The 21,215-nt window shown below is 42.8% G+C and carries 14 protein-coding genes and 2 pseudogenes; 6 read left to right on the top strand and 10 right to left on the bottom strand.

Annotation, left to right across the window (positions count from 1 at the left end; genetic code table 11):
• Nucleotides 1-148 precede the first annotated feature (148 nt).
• Complete coding sequence (gene ompR / locus LU276_RS00280; protein WP_284673726.1) at nt 149-883, top strand: osmolarity response regulator transcription factor OmpR; 735 nt, start codon at nt 149-151, stop codon at nt 881-883.
• Between the two features lie 171 nt (nt 884-1,054).
• Here ompR and lptG read toward each other — a convergent pair whose 3' ends face one another.
• Together lptG and LU276_RS00270 are read right to left on the bottom strand one after the other, a co-directional pair.
• A complete protein-coding gene (lptG, locus tag LU276_RS00275; RefSeq protein ID WP_284673725.1) occupies nt 1,055-2,143 on the bottom strand; it encodes an LPS export ABC transporter permease LptG in 1,089 nt (362 codons plus the stop codon).
• Entirely contained in the window at nt 2,140-3,354 is a 1,215-nt protein-coding gene (locus tag LU276_RS00270; protein WP_284673724.1) for an LPS export ABC transporter permease LptF, read from the bottom strand. The genes lptG and LU276_RS00270 overlap by 4 nt, the downstream gene beginning before the upstream one ends.
• A gap of 278 nt (nt 3,355-3,632) precedes the next feature.
• Between LU276_RS00270 and LU276_RS00265 the strand changes: the two genes are divergently transcribed.
• Nucleotides 3,633-5,132, top strand: coding sequence for a leucyl aminopeptidase (locus LU276_RS00265; RefSeq protein ID WP_284674533.1), 1,500 nt, complete (start codon nt 3,633-3,635; stop codon nt 5,130-5,132).
• Nucleotides 5,133-5,216: 84 nt separating this feature from the next.
• On the opposite strand, the gene LU276_RS00260 is transcribed toward LU276_RS00265, so the two are convergent.
• The 6 genes from LU276_RS00260 to sstT form a co-directional block, all read right to left on the bottom strand.
• Entirely contained in the window at nt 5,217-6,644 is a 1,428-nt protein-coding gene (locus LU276_RS00260; RefSeq protein WP_284673723.1) for a surface lipoprotein assembly modifier, read from the bottom strand.
• A gap of 347 nt (nt 6,645-6,991) precedes the next feature.
• Nucleotides 6,992-9,811, bottom strand: coding sequence for a lactoferrin/transferrin family TonB-dependent receptor (locus tag LU276_RS00255; RefSeq protein ID WP_284673722.1), 2,820 nt, complete (start codon nt 9,809-9,811; stop codon nt 6,992-6,994).
• Between the two features lie 38 nt (nt 9,812-9,849).
• Nucleotides 9,850-12,738 carry a transferrin-binding protein-like solute binding protein gene (locus tag LU276_RS00250; protein WP_284673721.1) on the bottom strand — a complete coding sequence of 963 codons (2,889 nt, stop codon included), beginning with the start codon at nt 12,736-12,738 and terminating at the stop codon, nt 9,850-9,852.
• A 251-nt stretch (nt 12,739-12,989) separates the two neighbouring features.
• Nucleotides 12,990-14,186: an amino acid aminotransferase gene (locus tag LU276_RS00245; RefSeq protein ID WP_284673720.1), complete on the bottom strand. Its 1,197-nt coding sequence runs from the start codon at nt 14,184-14,186 to the stop codon at nt 12,990-12,992.
• A 178-nt stretch (nt 14,187-14,364) separates the two neighbouring features.
• Nucleotides 14,365-15,276 carry a LysR family transcriptional regulator gene (locus LU276_RS00240; protein ID WP_284673719.1) on the bottom strand — a complete coding sequence of 304 codons (912 nt, stop codon included), beginning with the start codon at nt 15,274-15,276 and terminating at the stop codon, nt 14,365-14,367.
• A gap of 185 nt (nt 15,277-15,461) precedes the next feature.
• Complete coding sequence (sstT, locus tag LU276_RS00235) at nt 15,462-16,673, bottom strand: serine/threonine transporter SstT (RefSeq protein WP_284673718.1); 1,212 nt, start codon at nt 16,671-16,673, stop codon at nt 15,462-15,464.
• Nucleotides 16,674-17,044: 371 nt separating this feature from the next.
• On the opposite strand from sstT, the pseudogene LU276_RS00230 reads away from it, so the two are divergent.
• Nucleotides 17,045-17,640 (top strand): annotated as a pseudogene (locus tag LU276_RS00230) (IS607 family transposase).
• Nucleotides 17,637-18,790 (top strand): annotated as a pseudogene (locus LU276_RS00225) (RNA-guided endonuclease InsQ/TnpB family protein). Before LU276_RS00230 ends, LU276_RS00225 begins: the two co-directional pseudogenes overlap by 4 nt.
• A gap of 163 nt (nt 18,791-18,953) precedes the next feature.
• On the opposite strand, the gene rraA reads toward LU276_RS00225, so the two are convergent.
• Nucleotides 18,954-19,454 (bottom strand): ribonuclease E activity regulator RraA, encoded by a 501-nt coding sequence (rraA, locus tag LU276_RS00220; RefSeq protein WP_284673717.1) that lies wholly within the window; start codon nt 19,452-19,454, stop codon nt 18,954-18,956.
• Nucleotides 19,455-19,574: 120 nt separating this feature from the next.
• A complete protein-coding gene (locus tag LU276_RS00215) occupies nt 19,575-20,486 on the bottom strand; it encodes a pseudouridine synthase (RefSeq protein WP_284673716.1) in 912 nt (303 codons plus the stop codon).
• Between the two features lie 36 nt (nt 20,487-20,522).
• On the opposite strand from LU276_RS00215, the gene LU276_RS00210 reads away from it, so the two are divergent.
• Together LU276_RS00210 and LU276_RS00205 are read left to right on the top strand one after the other, a co-directional pair.
• Nucleotides 20,523-20,699: a hypothetical protein gene (locus tag LU276_RS00210; protein ID WP_284673715.1), complete on the top strand. Its 177-nt coding sequence runs from the start codon at nt 20,523-20,525 to the stop codon at nt 20,697-20,699.
• 338 nt (nt 20,700-21,037) lie between these two features.
• The gene (locus tag LU276_RS00205; RefSeq protein ID WP_284673714.1) at nt 21,038-21,193 is read left to right on the top strand and encodes a hypothetical protein; all 156 of its coding nucleotides are present in this window, start codon (nt 21,038-21,040) and stop codon (nt 21,191-21,193) included.
• Nucleotides 21,194-21,215: the final 22 nt, after the last annotated feature.

The following is a 21,215-nucleotide window of genomic DNA, read 5'->3' as shown; positions in this document are numbered from 1 at the left end:
TTTATGGCTTGGGTATGGCATGATGAGTTGTTGGTGTCAATTTTTTGTCAAAAATTTAATAAAGTCTCCAAAAACTTGTTACATTTTTTTGTGTGATGTTGTACACTAAATACAACAATCGTAAATTCACACACCCTAAGGATAAGACATGACAGAATTGAACGAAAATATCGCTCATCGCATCTTGGTTATTGATGATGATGTTCGCTTGCGTACACTGCTTCAGCGTTTCTTAGAAGATGACGGTTTTGTGGTGCGTATGGCACACGATGGCAAGCAGATGGACAAACTCATCTCTCGTGAGATTTTCTCGCTCATCGTACTTGATTTAATGTTGCCTGACAAAGATGGCATCAGTATCTGTAAGCGTCTGCGTGCCGAAAATTCAGACATACCCATCATCATGCTCACCGCCAAAGGCTCTGACACTGACCGTATCGCAGGACTAGAATCAGGTGCAGATGATTATCTGCCCAAGCCATTTAACCCAAAAGAGCTACTGGCTCGTATCAAGGCTGTACTACGCCGACAAAACCGAGAACTGCCTGGTGCACCTAGCCAACAGGTAGAAGTCGTAGAATTTGGTCCTTGGGCATTAGATTTATCTACTCGCACCTTAAAGCGTGATGGCAATGTCGTTACCCTAACCACAGGTGAATTTAGCGTCCTAAAAGCCCTAGTACAGCACCCAAGAGAGCCTTTGACTCGTGATAAACTCATGAATTTGGCTCGTGGTCGTGAATGGGGAGCTATGGAGCGTTCTATTGATGTGCAAGTATCTCGCCTGCGTCGCTTGATTGAAGACAATCCATCGCAAGCTCGCTATATTCAGACCGTATGGGGCGTAGGTTATGTATTCGTTCCAGATGGAGCAGAAGGTTAAGACACAGCAAATAAAAAAAGAGCAGGATTACCTGCTCTTTTTTTATTTATCAAATCAATACATCCGTCAAAACTTTCTTAAAAAACCACTCAGTTTAAGCAAAAAGACAGATTAAACAAAAGATAAGGGCACTGATTTTTTAGGCACGCCATGCTAATCCAACCAAGCCATCTACTGGCGTTTTTGTAAAAGATATATCCCCACTGCCGTACTAATGATGATGGGTAATAGTGCCATAATAAAAGGTGAAAATTTGGTGGCTAAGGCGATAAAACCTGTCAAGTCGGTCAAATAGCTAAATAACAGTCCTGTCAATAACGACACAACGATACGAAGCCCCAAACCGTGCGAGCGTAGTGAACCAAAAACAAATGACGATGCCACCAATACCAAAGATAGCACCGCAAATGGCGAGAACAGTTTTTGCCAAAATTTTAGCTCATGACGAGCAGATGATATGCCTTGATGATTCATCAGCTGTCTGTGGGCATATAGGTCCGTCAATGACATATCTTCAGGCTCACGAGTCAGCAGATGCACATCAGTCGGAGCGATAGGAAGCGTTAGCTGTCTTTTACTGTCATGACGCTGTTTGACGCCACTTTGTTGGATATTCACCACATCAACATCATTCATGGTCCAATTATAACGAGTGTCTGATTGCCCATCATAACTGCCTGATACTGCCCGCATGGCAACGGTCAGATTGCTATTATTATCCAATGTGTATCGCTTGATCTCGCCCAGTTTACCTTCGCTGTCAGCATAACTAATATAGACGATATCTTGCCCTGTATCATGCTCACTGACCGACCAATAACCATTGATAGAAACAAGCCTATCTTGGGTGTTGTGTGTCGTAATGGTGTCGGCTTTTTGGTTGGTGATGGGCAGAACAAACTGATTCACCGCCAACGAAATCACCACAAAGATACTCGCAGGTAACATCGCCCAACCAATGATGCGATATTTACTCACACCTGCTGCCTGCATACTCACCAGCTCACTATTGCCCGCCAGTAGCCCAAGCCCAATCACCGCCCCCAGCAATGCACCAGTCGGAATGAACTGCACCAAAAAATATGGCGAGCGATACAAAATAAAAGTCAATGCGTCTTTGACCGTATAAGTATCACTCAGATTCTCAAGCTCCCCCAAGTAGGCAAAAACCATCTGCAACAGCCATAGCCCAATCACCGCCCCTAACATCGCAAATAAGGCGGCATAAATCACATAGCGTGCCAAGATATAAGACTTCATGTGCGAATTCTCCGCCCTAGACGCAGTCGTGTCATGGTGCGTTCATGATAATTGATATATAAGGCAATCAAAAACAGTACCGCAAGCACCGCAGGATATGCCCAACCGCCCATCTTGCCTTTGGCAATACTCTCTTTTAGGGAAATGATAATGAGTACATTGACCACAAAAATAAAAATGGCAGGAATCAACTTCAACCACCGCCCCTGTCGTGGTCGCACCTGTGCCAAAGATGGTGCTAACATGACAGCGATGATGATAAGCCAAGGCAAACTCAGACGATAGCCAAGCTCAGCATGGATTTGGCTATCGCTTGGATTTGAGATGTTTTTATTTAAATTGGCGAGCAGTTCTGGCGTACTCCAACCTTCAATTTTCATTGATTTTAGGTCGTCAGTCTTGCTCGCTGATAGACTGATGCGATAGCGTTCAAAACCAACTTGGCTGTATTTTTTGCTGGTTGCGTCAACTTCATAGCGTCGCCCTTGATGTAAGTCTAGTCGCACCACACCATCATCGCTTGCCACCTGCGTGGCAGATTTGGCAAAGATAATACTGTCTTTTTCGCTTAATAATTTGGTTGGAATCTGCTGAACGGCTGCTTCAGCTTTGGCGGCGGTCTTGGTATCTTGACGACTGATGTCGCCAAATGCTGCGGCATCTATTTTTTGATTGCTTGCCATCTGAATGACGATGACATCTTTTAGATATTCTCTATTTTTGCCAACATCGCCCACATACAGATGGTAATCACCGCTACTGATGAATTTTTTTGGTGTGATGAGATCAAACACCTCTAGGGCGGATTGCTCTTGCCAAATGTTGGTCGCTTTTGCTACACCCCACGGCTTACCCCAAATGGTGATGGCACTTTGGGCAAAAAATACAATCACCACCAAAGGCATCAGCAATCTTGCCACTCGTCCACGACTGATACCACTGGCATTGAAGACCGCCATCTCATGGTCAGCATAAAGTCGCCCAAAAACAAGCATAAGTCCAATAAAAAACGACAGCGGAAAAATCAACTCCAAAAAATATGGCAAGTTATAGCCAATCAAGGCAAACAATACACCAACATCTAGACCGCCTTCTGCTGCCATTCCAAAATAACGAATCAATCGCCCACCCAAAAGCATCACCACCAAAAACCCCAAAACTAAGGCGGTGGTCGTAGCAACTTCTCGTATCATGTAGCGGCGTAGAATCACAGCATTATCCAATCTAGATAAAATAACCTGTTATTATAGCAAAAAACCACACCAAAAAGGCGTGATTGTACCGTGATTTTGTTATTTTTAGCCATAAAAACGCAACGATTTATTTCATACCACCCATCATGTCATGCACACCTTGTTTGATGAATATTATTTTATGAATATCATTCCATAATGTATGTTAAATGTGCTAAACTAGGGCGTTTGTCATGCTAATTGCTCCATCAGCTTGACAGCCCCTTTAAACTACAAACGGCATCAAACAAGGATACATCATGTCAATAACACTACAAGTCAATCCAAAACTCACCCTAAAAAAACCCACCAAAACCAACCCACTACCGCAACTGGTATTTTTCGCTGACAGCGAAGGGGTAATACTGGGTAATCACAACAGCGAACATACAGAACACGCCAAAGCCTTAATCGCAAAGTCTGGCTTTAAAGCAACACTGGGCGATAGCGTCAGTGATTATGCCCTAGACAGCGACCGTGCCGGCATTACCATTATCGGCGTGGGCAAACTTGACAAGTTGGCAACCAACATTCAAAAGGTAGGGGACGCAACCTACAAAGCCATTAAAAACCAAAAATCCGCCGCCATCATCTGGGGCGATACAATCTGCCAAAAGCACTTCACACAGTTTGTGCTGAGCATTCTAAATGCCGGTTATCGCTTTGACCGCCACTTGAGCCAAAAAGCCGATGCCGACCAACTGACCGCCATCAACTTCATTAACAACAAAGACAGCGAAAACGACTACAAAGCCGCTCTTGAGTACGCTCAAGCGACTTTTATCGGTCAAAGCCTTGCTCGTGATGTGGCAAATGAAGCACCCAATCTCCTAACCCCAAGTGCCATCGCCAAAGAAGCCAAAAAACTTGCCAAAGAATACAGCGATAAAGTTGAAGTTACCGTTTTAGGTGAAAAAGAAATCGCCAAACTGGGTATGGGCTGTTTCATGGCTGTTTCACAAGGTTCTGCCGAAGAAGGCAAATTGGTCATCATCGAATACTTTGGCAAAACCAAAAAGAACAAAAAATCCAAACTATCCAATCCTATCGCCCTAGTGGGCAAAGGCATTACCTTTGATACAGGTGGTATCTCACTAAAACCAGGTGCAGGCATGGATGAGATGAAGTTTGACATGGGTGGTGCAGCCGCCATGTTAGGCACAACCAAAGCTGTGTGTGAAGCAGGTCTTAAACTTGATATTGTTACCGTACTTGCTTGTGCTGAGAATATGCCATCAGGCACTGCCACTCGCCCAGGCGACATCGTTACTGCAATGAACGGCACCAGTGTTGAAATCCTAAACACCGATGCCGAAGGTCGTCTGGTACTGTGCGATGCTCTGTGCTATGTCCAAGACAACTATGAGCCACGCACCATCATTGATGCTGCCACCTTGACAGGTGCGTGCGTCATCGCACTAGGTGGCGTGCGTTCAGGCGTATTTAGTAATGACGAAGACACACTATTTGCCCTAGAGTCAGCAGGCGAATACGCAGGCGACCTAATTTGGCAAATGCCACTAGATGATGGTTATGCCGCCCAACTAAAATCAAAGTTCGCCGACTTACAAAACATCGGCAGTCGTGAAGGTGGCTCTATCACCGCAGCGTGTTTTTTGAAGCATTTCATCAAAGAAGGTCAAGCGTGGGCACACCTTGACATCGCAGGTACTGCATGGATTAGCGGTAGCAATAAAGGGGCGACAGGTCGTCCTGTGCCAATGTTGATGCAATACCTAAAATCACAAGTCAGCTGATTGATGAGTGTTGAACAAACAAGCTAAATAAATAAAACGCCTCATGTGGGCGTTTTATTTTTGACAAAAACAGTCATCAACCATCTAAAAACTGCCTGTGATTTCAACAAACACTCGGTTCTTATCATGGCGATACAAGGCGATACTACTGTCAGTTTTTTGGTATTGCCAAGTTAGGCGTGGCATAAAGTTCTTGTATTTTAACTTATCATGCCAAAAGCTGACCCCAGCACCATATTCATCATTGACCTGCGTTTGCTTAAAAATAGGCATGGGTGCTAGATAGCGTCTTTTGGCATAGCTGACATTGGCACTCATGCCGACATCTTGCCACTGCTTGGTGAGTCCACCTGTCAGCCCAAACCTGCGGTACGAATCATCTTTATCTTTGGTTTTGACATAGTTAAAATCCGCCCCCACACTAAGCCAAGCATTACCCAAAGCGGCGTATCGCTTGCTAAAACTAGGAGAAATGCTCGCACTATGCCCATCTAGATGCTTACGAGTCTGATAGCGATTTTTGGCAATTTCTGCTTGGGTTGAGAATTGCCCACCATTATCAAGCATCTTATCAGCCCTAACACGCACACCCAGACTATCAGAAAAATGCGTCAGCTTGTGATTATCCTTACCTCCCCCTGCATAATAAGTGATTTCATGAAAAGGTGAGATGCTAAGACCACCTTTATCATCACGCAGACCAATCCCAAAAGATGAGCGTACTGCAACTTCATTATACTGCTTGGCATCACGGTATAACTTACTGCGAACACCAAGCTCTGGCGTGATTGATACACCCTGCTCTAGCAAGAATCGCTTGGAGATACCAACATTTGACGCCAAGCCATGTGCCGAGATGGGTTCGTTTGCTGTCCAACCACCACCCAAATCACGACTCCTAGGTGCATTATTAATGTTTTTATCAATAATCAGATTGCCTCCGATACGAATGTTTGTTTTGCCCATCTCATCAATCGCCCTAACATAAGGTGCCATCTGCACCGCTAAGATGGGGTCGGTCGTGATGATGTCGTGTGCTTCTTTATACTGACGATGGGCAACTAGGCTTTGAACCAGTCGTGCTTTAAAAAGTTGGTTATCAGGATAGTCCTTAACAAGCTCTTGATATAAGGCAGTGGCCGTCCGATGGTCTTGCTTCTTGGTTGCTAAGGTCGCTCTCGCCCAGATAATCATTGGTGCTTCTATCAGCGTTTTCGGCTGTGCTTCATAGATGGGCAATAGCACCTCTACGCCATCAGCCTGATGATATACCAATGCTGACAGCATCGCTCTTGCTAATAGCTCTGATTGCTCTAACAATGCTTGTTCATCAACCATCATCGCCTGCGTTTTTGGGTTGGCGATAGGCAACTCTGGATCGGCAGGTACGGCAGGCAGAACAAAAGGCTGATCGGCAGATTGTCGCCTTCTGTCATCTTGGCTTTGCTCGTCAATCTGACTGGCATGAGCCTGCATCATCAATGACAGCATCAAACCTGATAACACCTTCACAGATGTTTTTTTTCCAACAAATTTTATACACATGATAGTTTCTCACATTTTTATCTGATATTACCTAAAAGCAAATAACGCTAAAGCCACCTAATAGACTTAGTCTACAACCAACAGTAAACTTACGCATTGGCAAAATTATATTGATGGTTCAATCTTGATTAGCAGTAACCATGAACAATAAAATACATCTAACACCCATCGTCTTATGCCACAAAAAAAATACGCCCACTTTAGTATCGTATTGATGATATGGTGGGCGTACATAGGTCATATCATAAGCGTAAGAGCCTTATTGTTTAGGCTTAATCTCTGATACGATGAATTAAGCCTAAGCTCTACAGCGATTAGTATTTCATCTCTAGCGATACAACAAAGTTGCGACCAGGGGCGGCATACTGATTGAACGAACCTTGCTCGTGTGCATTGCCAGAAGTGATAGAAGTCTGACGCAACGATTCCCAAGTGCTATAGCGATGGTTCAATGCGTTTTGAATGCTACCACGCACAGTAATATACTGGTTGGGGCGGTAGAACGCCGATAAATCTAGCGTCTGCCATTTGCCACTACGAGCGTTCGTTGCCCGTCGCTCATAACTTTCTCCACTTGGGACGAAAGCTTTTGTTTTTAGCTCGTCCTCATTTTTAGCACCTGTAAAGGTCCAAGTTGCTCCCACGCCCCACTTATCACTATCAGCAGCATAATCTAGACCCAAGACATAACGGGTGGGCGTGATGGTATCTAAGAAATATCCATCTGCATTAACAAACACATCTTTTAGCTTGTTAGATTTGACATTGGTTCTTAGATAAGCCAATCGTCCTGTCAATCCTGATGGCAGTTTGTCCGACAACGCATCAAAATACAGCTTACCGCCCAGCGTAAAGCCATTTAAATGCACATCTTGGTAGTTACGATATGCCCAAATGTTGTTGCTCGGCAGCAGTGGTGTCGCACCAGGGAAACTTTTGAGCGTTAGGTCAATCAAATCCTCATAACGGTTGTCAAAGTAGCTGACCTCTAAATTACCCAAATTACCACCAAATACCACCCCAATCTCTTGGTTCAAGGCTTTCTCTGGACGCACATTGGTTACCTCATGACGGAAAATTCTATCAAATGGTGGCGTTTTTGTTTGTTCTTTGGTTTGCCCATCTAGGCGATAGCCGAACAGCTCTTTGAAACTTGGGACACGATAGCCTGATGAGATGCGATACAGCAGTTCGATACGGTCAGTCGGTCTAAACGCCAAGCCAACATTCCAAGAAGTATTACTATATTTGCCAGTACCAGTCCAGTCATCATCAGTGTTGAACTTGTGCTTATCATGGCGTAGCCCAATACTTAAGTCAGTGCGCTCACCAAAGTGAATCGTGTCTTTTAAGCTAGCATAGGCATTATAACCTGTGATGACACTGTCGCCACATTTGCGAGCCTCACCCAGTCTCTCTGGCATGTCTCGGCAGATATCAAGGTGGTCTAGTATGGGTTTGTCTGCTGACCACACTTGGATAAATTCGCCGTCTTTGTTCTTTTTGTCAGCTAGGAATTTGAAGTTTTGCAGGTATCTTCTGGTATGCAAATCACTAATGCCACGAGTCGATTTGAATTTATCAAAACCGACACCGCCTTGGATATTGTGCGTGATTTTTTCGCCATGCCAGCTTTTGGCAAAATTAGCACGAATCAAATTGTGCAATTCATTGTAAGTCGTACGGTTGGTCGATTCACTAGAATTTGGCTTATCAGGACTTGGCTTGCAATCTTTGTCCACATTTGGATAAACCGAGCAGGCTTTCGTGATGGCAAAGTTGTCAATATTGACCGACTGACGGTCAAAGCTGATGTTTGCCTCATCAAACACGCCCAGAACATCACCACCTTTAAGCTGATAGTCTAGACCCCAACGAGTCTTGTTGTGTCGCTCATTGATGAATCTGGCTTGAGCATATTGAGCCCCTATGAAGTCTGCTTTGACAAAGCCTTCATGATAGTTTTGACCTGTATAGACTTTTTTACTGTTCGCACTGGCGTTTAACGGACCGCCTTTGAGATTTGGGTGGTCCACCAAATGATACGCCTCTTTGGTCATGTCTCTGGTATCGTACTGCTGTTTGGTGTTTTCATAGATGGCTTCTAATCTTTGACCATCGGTGATGTTATAGCCAAATTTTGCCAAATAAGACCCCGACTCATAGTCCATCGGATCACCCATCACACGGCTTTTACCGGTGTAGTCTTTGGCACTCATGTCCTCTGAGACTGGCTTACTAGAGACGGTTGGTTTGGCTTGGCAGCCATCGATGTTATTTTGATAGTCTGCACATTCCTCAGCAATGACGAATTTGTATTTATCAAATTCAATGCCACCGTTTTTAAAATCCTCAGGCGTGCTTGCCCAACGCCAGACACGATACCGGGTTTTAAGAATGTCTTTGTGTGGTTGCACCGAATCTTTGGTGCGGTCGGTGTATTGCACCAGTGCATCTACTTTGTCGCTACGAAAGGCAGCACCTACCGAGTGCATGATTTGCTTATCACGGTTGGCATACGCCCCTTTATAAAAAGTAGTGAACTTTTGGTCGCCATCTAGCACATCATCGACACTTTTGGTACGAAAACTCACCGCACCACCTAGTGCACCACTACCAGATTCTGTACCGCTCGCCCCTTGGCTGATTTGCACCGCACTGACATTCTCAAGCTCAATCTCGTTAATCGCACCACTGCCTTCACGACCATCATCGTCCTGCCGTTTTTGTACCAAATAAGACTGTGCTTGGTTTAGACCATCTACCGTAACCGCCACACGGTTTTTATCCATGCCTCGCACGGTGTATCCAGAACTGGCTCCACGACCCTGTTCAACAACAGCCACGCCAGGGGTGTCTCGTACCAGATCACGAATCGATAGGATTTGTTTTTCGCTGATTTCTTCTGCGGTCTTGACCGTCTTACCAAGCCCTGTTACCTCTTCGCTTCTTTTGGTTGGGCGTTTTTTAATGACCGCAGCAATCTCATCTAGCACGATGTTTGGCGTGTTCACATTCACATTGGTGTGTTCATTTTTCTTATCATCATCAGCGATTGCCGGTGTGATGCCGCCGAACAACACCGCACACACCGCCAAACTCAGATGAGTCAAACGACAATTAACAGTTTTCATGTTTTTCCTCTTATCTTTATTTGATGATTGCTATTGGGTTATTGGGTTACTTTCTTTTTATCGTCTTGGGTGCCATAGAACACACCGCCACCAATCACAGTTTCTAAAGTATCTGTTGCATCTTCAGAAGTGTTCGTACCATCATATTTGGTTAATACGCCATCAAAAGAAAAACCACCTGCTAAATGCTTAGCATCTTTACCATAAAAACTGCCTTGTAAATTATCACTCAGCACTGGATTTTGTTTAATCACGCCCCCTGCAATATCAAGATATTTATCTACATAAATACCTTTTTCATTGGCGATTGCTGTACCAGAGAAGGTATTGCCCTCAATCTTAGCGTTAATGGTGAAGGTTGGATCGCTAGAACTCTTCTCCGTCAGACTTCCTGTTAATGTTTTGTCATTAAAGTTCACATCAAACTTCGCCTTACTCTCAGCTGGTGTAACGCTCCAACTGCGATTATTATGGATTCTGCCATACCATGCACCTTGATACTGAGCCTGCCCTGTCTTCGGAATCTCACTGGCTACTGTCTGCTCACCTAGAACATAAAAACCATTTAGCGAATCATCAATGGTCATGTCTCTTACCTGTGGCATCTTGAGCAGATAAACCATCAGATTATCCTTATTATCAACATCAGCCTTATCACCTGACGCAATCAGCCCAACCAGTGCTTTTTGTGGATCCTCAATATCATGCTCGAGTTTTTTCAAGATTTGCTGTTTCTGAGTTTCAACCCCACTTACCTTTGCCAACTCTTCTTTTGCTACTTTGACTTTTTTATCAATAGCATCTATAAAAGTCTTAATTTTCTCTTCAATGCTAGTATGGTGAGTATTACTATAATAAGTTAGAATCTTAGCTTTGATGCGAGCAGGTATGTCTTGTGCTTCCGAAGCATCAGCTAGACCATCCTCTAACAAAGCAAATGCATGATGCTCACTCAATATGTCGCTCAACTCCTGTTGATCTTGGTGAATCTTAGCACGCAACTGGTCTTGTGCGAGTCGAATCGCACCAGGACTATAATCATCTGCATTCTTTTTGTCGGTCTCTGCCAAAGCTAGGACTTCTTTATCTGCTTTAATCAGGTGTTGCCAGTTTTTCTCATCATTCGGATTGTGTTTTTCACCCTTCTCGAATATGGAAATAATTTTATCAATCACTGCTTGACTTTTATCAAATGCTTCATCACCTGAACCATCTTCTTCATCAAAATCGCTATTTTCAACCAGCTCGCCCAACAACTTCATAATTTGTTGCTCTTCTTGCGACCCATCTTGCTTGCCATAACCTGACAACACCTGCTTCAAGATGGTTTTGCTCAAAGCTTCTTTCTCTTGCCCCTCTTCTTCCGCCAAAATATATTCACTCAAAATATTACGCAATTCATCTTTTAAGCTCTCTACTTTATCCATAAACTGCTCTTTGGCTTTTTGTTTAGCAGCGGCGATTTTCTCTTCCAGTGCTTTTTTTCTTTCTTCTGTCTGTGCTTTGTTCTCTTCGATGACCTGAGACAGTGTTTTTTGGTTACTTATTCCTGTCTTGGCGATATGCCCGACATTTAGCACGCCATCTAATGTGCCAAAATTAGTGATGACCGCTTTTTGACCTGTGGGCAGTGCAACCGTTTTTTGTGAGACTTTCTTACCACCTTGTTGTGGTAATAAATCAATGACCTGCGAATTAACCACAAGCTGACTGATATCACCCAAGACAAGCAAGTCATTGATACTACTTACCTTTCTTGGGTTGAATTTTTCGTCTTTGGTAATATCCACATACAGTGAATCATAGTGCTTGGCAAGCTCCTCAGCATCGCCTGTTTGCTTGGCAGCAAATACCCCAAACACCGAATTATCATCGGTTAAGAATTTACCTGCCAGTTCTTGAGCCTTATCCCCATAGAAGCCACCTTCTAAGCGATTGGTCGCATCTTTATTAAACAAGGTAAGATTATCGTCCTTTTGACCTTGTGGTACAGTCGCACTACCAGTAAAGCGGTTGCCTTTGATGGTGGCATCGATGGTGTATCTGTCCACATAGTACGGCTTTGCATCCTTATTGGTGGCATCTTTCTTTTGAGTGCTTAGCTTGCCTGTAAGTTTTTTGTTATCAAAATCTGCCTCAAATTCTGCTTTATGATGACCCTCTCTCGGTGCATATTCTGAAGGATAGGTCTCAGCAAAACTGGTGGCACCAAGATGGTCGCCAAACTTTCCATCCATGCCATATGCAGAACCACCGCCAATAAATTCTGCCTTTTTGCCATCACCACTATCTGTCTTTGTAAGTCGCACTCTTTTGGCATCGGTTGAAAAATCCCAATGTCCTGTATATTTCGCCTTGCCTTTGGCAACGCCCATGGTTGGCTGTTCGCCATAATAATAGACATAGCCATCACCGATGTGGTATCTGGTGTTTGGCTTGTCTGTTGTTTCTGCATTAAGATCTGTGGCATAAAATTCAGAGAATAACCAACCAGCCTTGACAAACTTATAATTTTCATTAGTCTTAGTATTCTCATAGATTTTTTTATTAGGGTACTGCTTAGCCAGCTTCTCTTTGAGTGCTTTGATGGTGTCAGCATCTGCACCGCTGATGTCAGCGACACCAATGGCTTTTCGCTCTTCTTCTCCCTTTTCGGCATCAGAGTACACATTTCGTTTTGGAATGGCTGCGACACTGCCCACTGTGGGTTGAATCAGTGTCTTTTCAGGCGATAATTTCTCAACTTCTTTCTTGTCTGACGCATCTGGGGTTTTGTCAGACTTAGGTGCGACCAGTGGGTTAACGCCCGATTCAATATGATTAGGATTACCAAAACTGCCACCGCCACAGGCAGTTAATAAGGCTGTACTGATGGCAAGCACCAAAGGTAATGGGGTAAATTTTAGCGTATAAGTTGGGTCAGACATATCAAGCTCCAAGCAATAAAATAAACCAGAATTCAGTCAATACTTACGACAACCTTATCATTTTGTTATCCTATGTAATAAAAAATACAAGATTGACATTAACTTTCTCAAATATCATTATATTTGATAATAAATAAAAAAACAATAACAATTATCAATAACAATTAAAAACAAACATCATTCCTGCACAACCATCAAAAAAACCGCTCTAATTTGAGCGGTTTTTTTGATTAGGTTAAGTTATCGCTTATTTATTTTAGTACTTCTGCCATTGCATTGGCGACATACTCAACATTCTTATTGTTCAAGCCTGCGATGCACATACGACCGTTTTCTACCATATATACGGCAAATTCTTCACGCAGACGCACCACCTGTTCAGCCGTCAGCCCTGTAAAGCTAAACATACCACGCTGTTTGGTAAAGTAGCTAAAATCTCGCTCAGGTAATTTGGCGGTCAAAGTATCTTGTAATTTTTGACGCATCTCACGAATGCGATCACGCATTTCATAAACTTCACTCACCCACTGGGCAAACAAAGTATCATCATTCATGACGATATCAACCACTGCGTTACCGTGTGATGGTGGGCTTGAGTAGATACGGCGTACGGTGAATTTTAATTGACCTAGCACTCGTTGTGCTTCTTCGGCTGATGGTGCAACCACCGACAAGCCACCGACACGCTCACCATAAAGAGATAGGTTTTTTGAGAATGAATTTGACACAAAAATCGGCAAGCCCAACTCAACAGCACGGCGAATGGCGTACACATCACCATTCATGTCATCGCCAAAGCCTTGATAAGCAATATCCATAAAGGCGATGAGTTTCTTGTCTTTGACGATGTCAAGCACAATGTCCCATTGCTCATTTGATAAATCCACGCCTGTTGGATTGTGGCAACACGGATGCAGTAGCACCACATCATTTTCATTTAAGCCCTTAAAGAACTCACACATCTTATCAAATTTGACACCAATGGTGGCAGCATCATAGTAAGGATATTTATCCACCTCAATGCCAGCCCCCTCAAAGATGCTGATGTGATTGCCCCAAGTTGGATTTGACACATAGCACTTAGCAGTCGGAAACCATTGATGTATAAAGTCTGCACCTACTTTCAATGCACCAGAACCGCCCAGCGTAGCAATCGTCGCCACTCGACCTTCTGCTACCGCCTGACTGTCTTTACCAAACAGTAGTTCTTGACAGGCTTTTTTATAACCTGTCAGACCATCCATCGGCAGATAACCTCGTGGGCGTGGTGGATTGGCGATTTGTGCTTCGGCTGTCTTGACACACTCAAGCACAGGTAGCTTGCCATCTTCTGTATAGTACACGCCAACACCCAAATTTACCTTAATGTCGGTACGAGAGTCTTGTGCAAATTTATCCATCAAACCCAAAATTGGGTCGCCTGCATAACGCTCAACATGATTAAACATATCAATTTCCTTGAGTTAAAAGCCGATTGGCAAAGTTATCAAACAAAAAATAATAAAAAATTGTCATTAAAACCATCAAGCAATAACAGCAGATACAGTATAACTGAAAATACGCACTTTGTGCAGTTAAATTGGTATAATCAATACGCATCTGCCATCATTTAATCATCTAGCCTTGCTACTTAGGGTGGCTGACCAAAAACTCATGAGCATTTTCAATCAAAAATGCCTTAAACGCCATCGCAGCAGGGGATAGCGAACGGTTTTTGTGCGTGTACAACAAAAAATTTCTCTCTACCACAGGTTCGGCAATGGGTCGCATGACCAGACCGTTTTGTTCCACCCATTCGGCAGCATATAAAAGACACAAGGTAACACCTAAGCCCATTCTGGTCATGCCTAGTGCCGTGGACAAGAAATTCACCTCAAAGTCAGGATTAAAAATACGGCTAGAAATCGGGGCAGGTAGCTCATTTTGTAGCGACTTGATAAAAGGTCCGTTTAGGGTAATTAGTCGTTCATTGAGCAAATCCGTCCAACGAACGCTGTCTTTATTGGCAAAAGGGTGCGACTTGGGCAGTACCAAATAAAATGGTGAGCGAAATAATGTATCCGTCTGCAAGTCGTTAGAATAGGCTCGCTCAGGAGCAACACCCAAATCCGCTTCCAAATTCTCAATGTGGTCAACCACATCATCAACCGAACAATCCGTCAAAGTTACTTGAATGTGTGGATGCAACTCACAAAACTTAGCGATGAACTTGGGCATCGTAGATGCTGAAAGCTGCTGCGAGACCGCCAAACGCACATGACCTTGATGCAAGGATTTAAGATTGGAGACTTTTTCATTTAGCACAGACATTTCGTTTAGCACACGGCGAGCCTGTGGCAGTAGTCGCATTCCTGCATCAGATAGGTTTAGCTTGCGAGTCGTACGGTCAAAGAGCTTGACATCTAGATTTTGTTCAAGCTCTTTAATCAAACCGCTTAGAGCAGACTGAGTCAAACACAAAGTTTCAGCGGCCTTAGTAAAGCTATTTTGTTCAGCAACCAAGACAAAAGCTCGTAGCTGACGCAGTGTGGTACTCACGATTATCAATCCTAGTAATATATGTATAAGTTATTATTATAAATCATAATCACCAAGATACAAGCAGTTACACAAAAAAATAATATCAATTTATTTTGAATGTTAATCACTACCTACCCATACAATGCACAAGCACAAAAACAAAAACCGACCTGATGATGGTCGGTTTTCTTATGATTGGCTTTTTAGCCCTTATAGTGGTATTTGGGGTCAGCCGCCGCCGTGAACAGCACATCGGTTGATGAATTTAACGCCGTTTCTGCCGAGTCTTGCACCACACCAATAATAAAGCCAATCGCTACCACCTGCATGGCAATGTCATTAGGAATGCTAAATAAATTGCTCGCCATCGGAATCAGTAGCAGTGAGCCACCTGCCACACCCGATGCACCACAAGCCGCCAAGCTACCAATGATGGCAAGCAACAATGCCGAACCAAATGACACATCAATACCTAGTGTATGAGCTGCCGCCAAGGTCAGCACATTGATGGTAATGGCAGCACCTGCCATGTTGATGGTCGCCCCCAAAGGAATGGTTACTGAGTAGGTCTCCTCATTGAGTCCAAGTTTGCGTGCAAGATTCATATTCACAGGAATGTTTGCCGCCGATGAACGAGTAAAAAACGCCGTTACACCTGATTCACGCAGACACGCCAACACCAGCGGATAAGGATTGCTTCGAGTCATGGCAAAGACAATGATGGGGTTTATCACCAAAGCGATGAATAACATACAACCCACCAACACCGCTAGCAAATGAGCATAGCCAAACAATGCTTCAAGTCCTGTTTCAGCGACGGTTACCGCCACCAATCCAAAGATACCAATCGGAGCAAAGGCGATGATCCACTTGACCACGCTTGTGATGGCACTGCTTAGACTGGTTGCCACTTGGCGAGTAGCCTCACTGACATGACGCAGTGCCAAGCCAATGAGTATCGCCCAAGTCAAGATACCCATGTAGTTCGCCTCTGCCAATGATTTGACAGGGTTTGCCACCAGATTCATCAGTAGCGTAGTCAAGACTTCCTTCAGATGCTGTGGTGGCGTCTGCTCCATGCCCTCTGCCGCTACGAGTGCAAGCTCTGTTGGAAAAGCAAAACTTGCCACAACCGCTGTCAATGCCGCAGTAAATGTCCCTACCAAATACAGAATAAACACAGGTTTGATGCGTAAATCGCCACCGCCACGATGAGAAGTTACCGCTGCAATCACCAAGAAGAATACCAAAATCGGAGCAACTGCCTTTAACGCACCCACAAAAATTGACCCCAAAATGCCGACAGCCGCACCAACCGAAGGCAACACCGCCCCCACAATCGCCCCAAGCACCAACCCTAAAATAATCATGGGTACTAGTCCTGCTTTTAGATAGGCGTTTACCAAAGCACGCATACAAACTCCTGCTTAATATTGATCAATGAGCCAACATGTACTCATTTACTTTTAAGTATTTAAAGATTCAAAAAACCCAACATTCTACCACATCAATCGTCATCCACTGCGTTTTCCATCATTGAGAAAATTCTGAACAAAAAACATCGTGTTAGGCATACCGATGGTCATTTGACAAAAAACACCATAATTATACCTAATTTTCTTTGATACATTGATACAAAAATACTCACCTTAGCCAAACTAATCGTCATGAATGACCGCCTACAACCAAAAAACGCCCTTATTTAGGCGTTTTTAGAGCAATTAACTAGGCATTGAAAATATATCTAAACTATCTATAATACTATAAAATAGATAGGTTATTAATCATGTATAAACCCAAAGAATTTGCTAAAAAACGGTGTGTCAGTATCTACATTGAGGCGTTGGGATAGAGAAAAACGCCTTGTACCACTTAGAACGGAAACCAACCACCGTGTTTATACTGATGATGATATATTTAAAGTCTTAAATCTTGAAAAGCCAAACAATCAAGGTAAAATCGTTGTTTATTGCCGAGTGTCAAGCCATGCTCAAAAAGACGATTTGCAATCACAACTAGAAGCCATGTAAACCTTTTGTTTAGCACAAGGCATCGCCGTTGATGAATGGCATAGTGAAGTCGGTGGCGGCTTAAACTTTAAACGCAAAATTTTTTTATCACTTATGGACAGAAAGAAATTGGTGAGATAAAAACTTTGTATGTCGCTCACAAAGACCGTCTTGCACGTTTTGGATTTAATTATTTTAACACATGGCAAACCGCCATAACTGTCAAATTGTGGTTGCCAATCAAGAAAAACTATCGCCACAACAAGAGCTGGTTGAAGATATGCTTGCCATCATTCATAGCTTTAGTAGCCGATTGTATGGGCTTAGAAAATACAAAAAACAAGTCAAGCAAATGGTCAAAGAACAGCCATGATATTAGGACACATCATAGAGCTTGCTCCAAATAACAAACAAGCGACATATTTTAAAAAAGCTTGCGGAGTGGCTCGCTTTGCCTATAACTGGGCGTTAAATGAATGGCAAACACAATACGAAGCCGATAAAAAATACCGTAATGATTGCTTAAAAAATGGCATACAAGTTGACAACAGCAAACTTAAAAACCCAAGCCAATTTAAACTAAGAAAACAGCTTAATAGCATAAAAAAGCAAGCATTCCCCTTTATGAGCGAAGTTACCAAATGCTCCCCACAAGAAGCCATTATTCAGCTAGGCAAGGCATTTGACAACTTTTTTAAAGGGCGAGCCAAATACCCACAATTTAGAACCAAAGGCGTGAATGACAGATTTAGCCTAACCAATGACCAGTTCAAAATCATTGGCAAAAAGATAAAAATCCCAAATCTAGGCTTTGTAAAATTAACAGAAAACTTGCGTTTTATGGGTAAATTGATGAATGCTACCGTTTTTAAAAAAGGCGGTAAATGGTTTGTGTCTGTTGGCGTAGAAATCAACAATCTACCAAAATTAAATACCAAAACACACAAAAGTGTTGGCATTGATTTAGGGGTTACAGACTTGGCGGTATTATCCAATGGCGAAAAAGTTAAAGCACCAAAACCTTTAAAAAGCAAACTTAAAAAACTACAAAGATTGTCAAAATCTTTATCAAGAAAACAAAAAGGCAGTAACAACCGTGAAAAAGCGAAAACCAAGCTATCACGATTGCACCATAAAATCAGTTGTGTCAGAAAAGACTTTTTGCACAAATTAACAAGCAAGCTTGTTAAACAATTTGATGTGATTTGTATAGAAAACTTAAATGTCAAAGGTATGGTAAAAACCGTAAACTAAGCCTTGCTATCAGCGATTTGGGTTTTTATGAGTTTAAAAGACAACTGATTTATAAAGCCAATATACACAATAAAACCGTCAAAGAAGTGGGCAGATTTTATCCAAGTAGTAAAACCTGTTCATGTTGTGGTTTTGTAGTAACTAAAGAAAACTTGACATTAGCAACACGTCATTGGACTTGTCCAAATTGTAAGGCAAATCATGACCGTGATGTCAATGCAAGCTTAAACATTTTAAAACAGGCGGATAAAGTCTTAACTTTATCTTAATTTCAACAAGCGGTAGGTTCTACCGTGTTAGTCTATGGAGTTTATGTAAGTCTTAAGTCAAATGACAAGAGCAATGGGTGATGAAGTAGAAATTAAACGCTAAATTTGCCTTTGGGTAAGTTTAGATAGGTTTTAAGGAACAGTAAAGCATCAATCTGGGCAATCATAATAGTTTGATCTTAGAAACCAAAACGCCATTATTATCCGCATAGACATAGTCGCCCTCACAGATACTCACACCCCCAAAATTTAGGGTAATGCCCGTCTCACCCACACCTTTTCTGGTGGATTTTTTGGGAATACATCCTAATGCCTGCACACCCAAATCAAGCACAGCCAATTCATCAACATCACGCACGCACCCATAGACAATCACGCCTGCCCAACCCTGCTCTACTGCCCCTTTTGCAATCATATCGCCAAGCAATGCACAACGCATGGAAGCACCGCCATCAACAACAAGCACTCTGCCCTCACCTTTGGTTGCCAACAGCTCTTTAACACGAGAATTATCCTCAAAGCATTTTACAGTAACGGCTTGCCCGCCAAATGCCAACTTACCACCAAAATTCCTAAAACACTGACCGTCAATGCTTGGGCTGACAACCCCAATATCCTTATCCTCATTTTCGTCCAATAAATCACAAGTAACAAATTCGCTCATCGCACACTCCTTGATAACAATCTATGTCTCATCAATCATCCACCTGCCAATCTTGCCATCAGCTGTGCGGATTTTGCCACATTAGCATCTCCTAACACCTTTGTCAATCATACCTGCAAGCTAGAATTCCAACTGACGCTTCGACTCAAAAGCCATCAGCTCGCCAGTAATAGGATCAATAAAAGACAACGACTTTGCTAGCAGTTGCAACGGTGAACCAAAATCATCAGGTGCTTTATGGCGTACCGTAGGGTAATATGGGTCGTTTTTGATGGGAATGCCCAGATGACTTAGATACACACGCAACTGATGTAACTTGCCTGTGGTGGGATATAGTTCATACTTTGCCCAGTCGCCCCTTGTCTGAAGATGGGTGATGTGCGTGTGAGAATTGGGCGTGCCGTCTGCCACTTTCATGGTATAAAATGGCTCTTTTCGCACCAGATGTAAGTGCAAATCCAGCGGAAACATTAAATCATGCCTAACAGGTGCTATGGCATGATAGATTTTTTTGATGTTTTGGCTTTTAAATAAGGATTGATAAAGCCCACGAGTGGCAGGATTTTTACTGATGAGTATCAGCCCTGCCGTTTCTTTATCCAGTCGATGAATGGGCGATAACTTGGAATTGCCACTGTCTTTTTTTAGGCGAGTCAGTAGTGTCTGTTGTACATATTGACCACTGGGTGTTATGGTCAAAAAATGTGGCTTATCCACCACCATCAATTCTTGGTTTTCAAAGATAATTTCATGAGAAAACGGCACAATGATTTCATGTTTTAAAAACCGATAATAATAAATCGTCCGCCCATAGTCATACTCATCATCAATACAAACAGGCACACCATCATCCCAAAACACCAACCCATCAACAAACCGCTGTCGCCATTCATCAACAGCAATGTGGGCGAACTTTTGGCACAAAAAATCAAAAAGACGCTTTGGTTGCACCACAGCATCCATTTTCTCTAGATAAATCATACTGGCGGATACACCGTCTAGCATGGGCAAGTCTTTGGGCTTGGCTGTCATTTTGTTTCTAATGTTGGTTTAGTTTTTGGCTTTAGCATGAGTAATAAAGAGTTGAACCAGTGGTCATCATGGGGGTATTATAAAGTGTTTTATCTATTTTGGGCAACGAGCTTGGCAATGCTTAGCATCTGGCATCAGCTTTTAGCTATATTTATGGCAAGGGCAAGCAGGCTTGCCAAGATAGATACCACCGATGTGGTAAACTTCTTGTAAGCATTTTCTTACACAACTTTACGATATTAGCGTATTTTCATACATATCAGAAATTGGCATAATACGCACATCAGCAAGGAGATGGCAAATGGATACGCCACATGGATGAACGCTGATAAGTGATGGATTACAAACATGGAGTAGATGGAAAAGTAAGATAACATAAAGCCACAGGGTTTTCTCTGTGGCTTTATGTTTAATTATAAAATGATGATAAACAATCGCACAACCGCCAATATCTGCACACCTTGCTAATTTTGGCAGTTTTTTGATGTCATTTTTGATATAATGGCTCACTAATCACTCTCTTAGATTTGACCAAACATTAAAGGTATGTTATGAACGCACAAACCCAATCCGATGAACTTGATGTCAATTTTGATGAACTAGACTTTGATGTCATGCTAGGCGACTTTGCCGACAGTGCAGTCAGTGGCGGTTTTGACAGCGACACCGCTATTGATGATTGTGAAGGCGGTGCATGTAAAATCTAATCAATAACCCCACCAAAAAATC

This window comes from Moraxella haemolytica (genome assembly GCF_030177935.1).
Classification (GTDB): Bacteria; Pseudomonadota; Gammaproteobacteria; order Pseudomonadales; family Moraxellaceae; genus Moraxella; species Moraxella haemolytica.
This window is presented reverse-complemented; position numbering and strand designations above follow the sequence as displayed.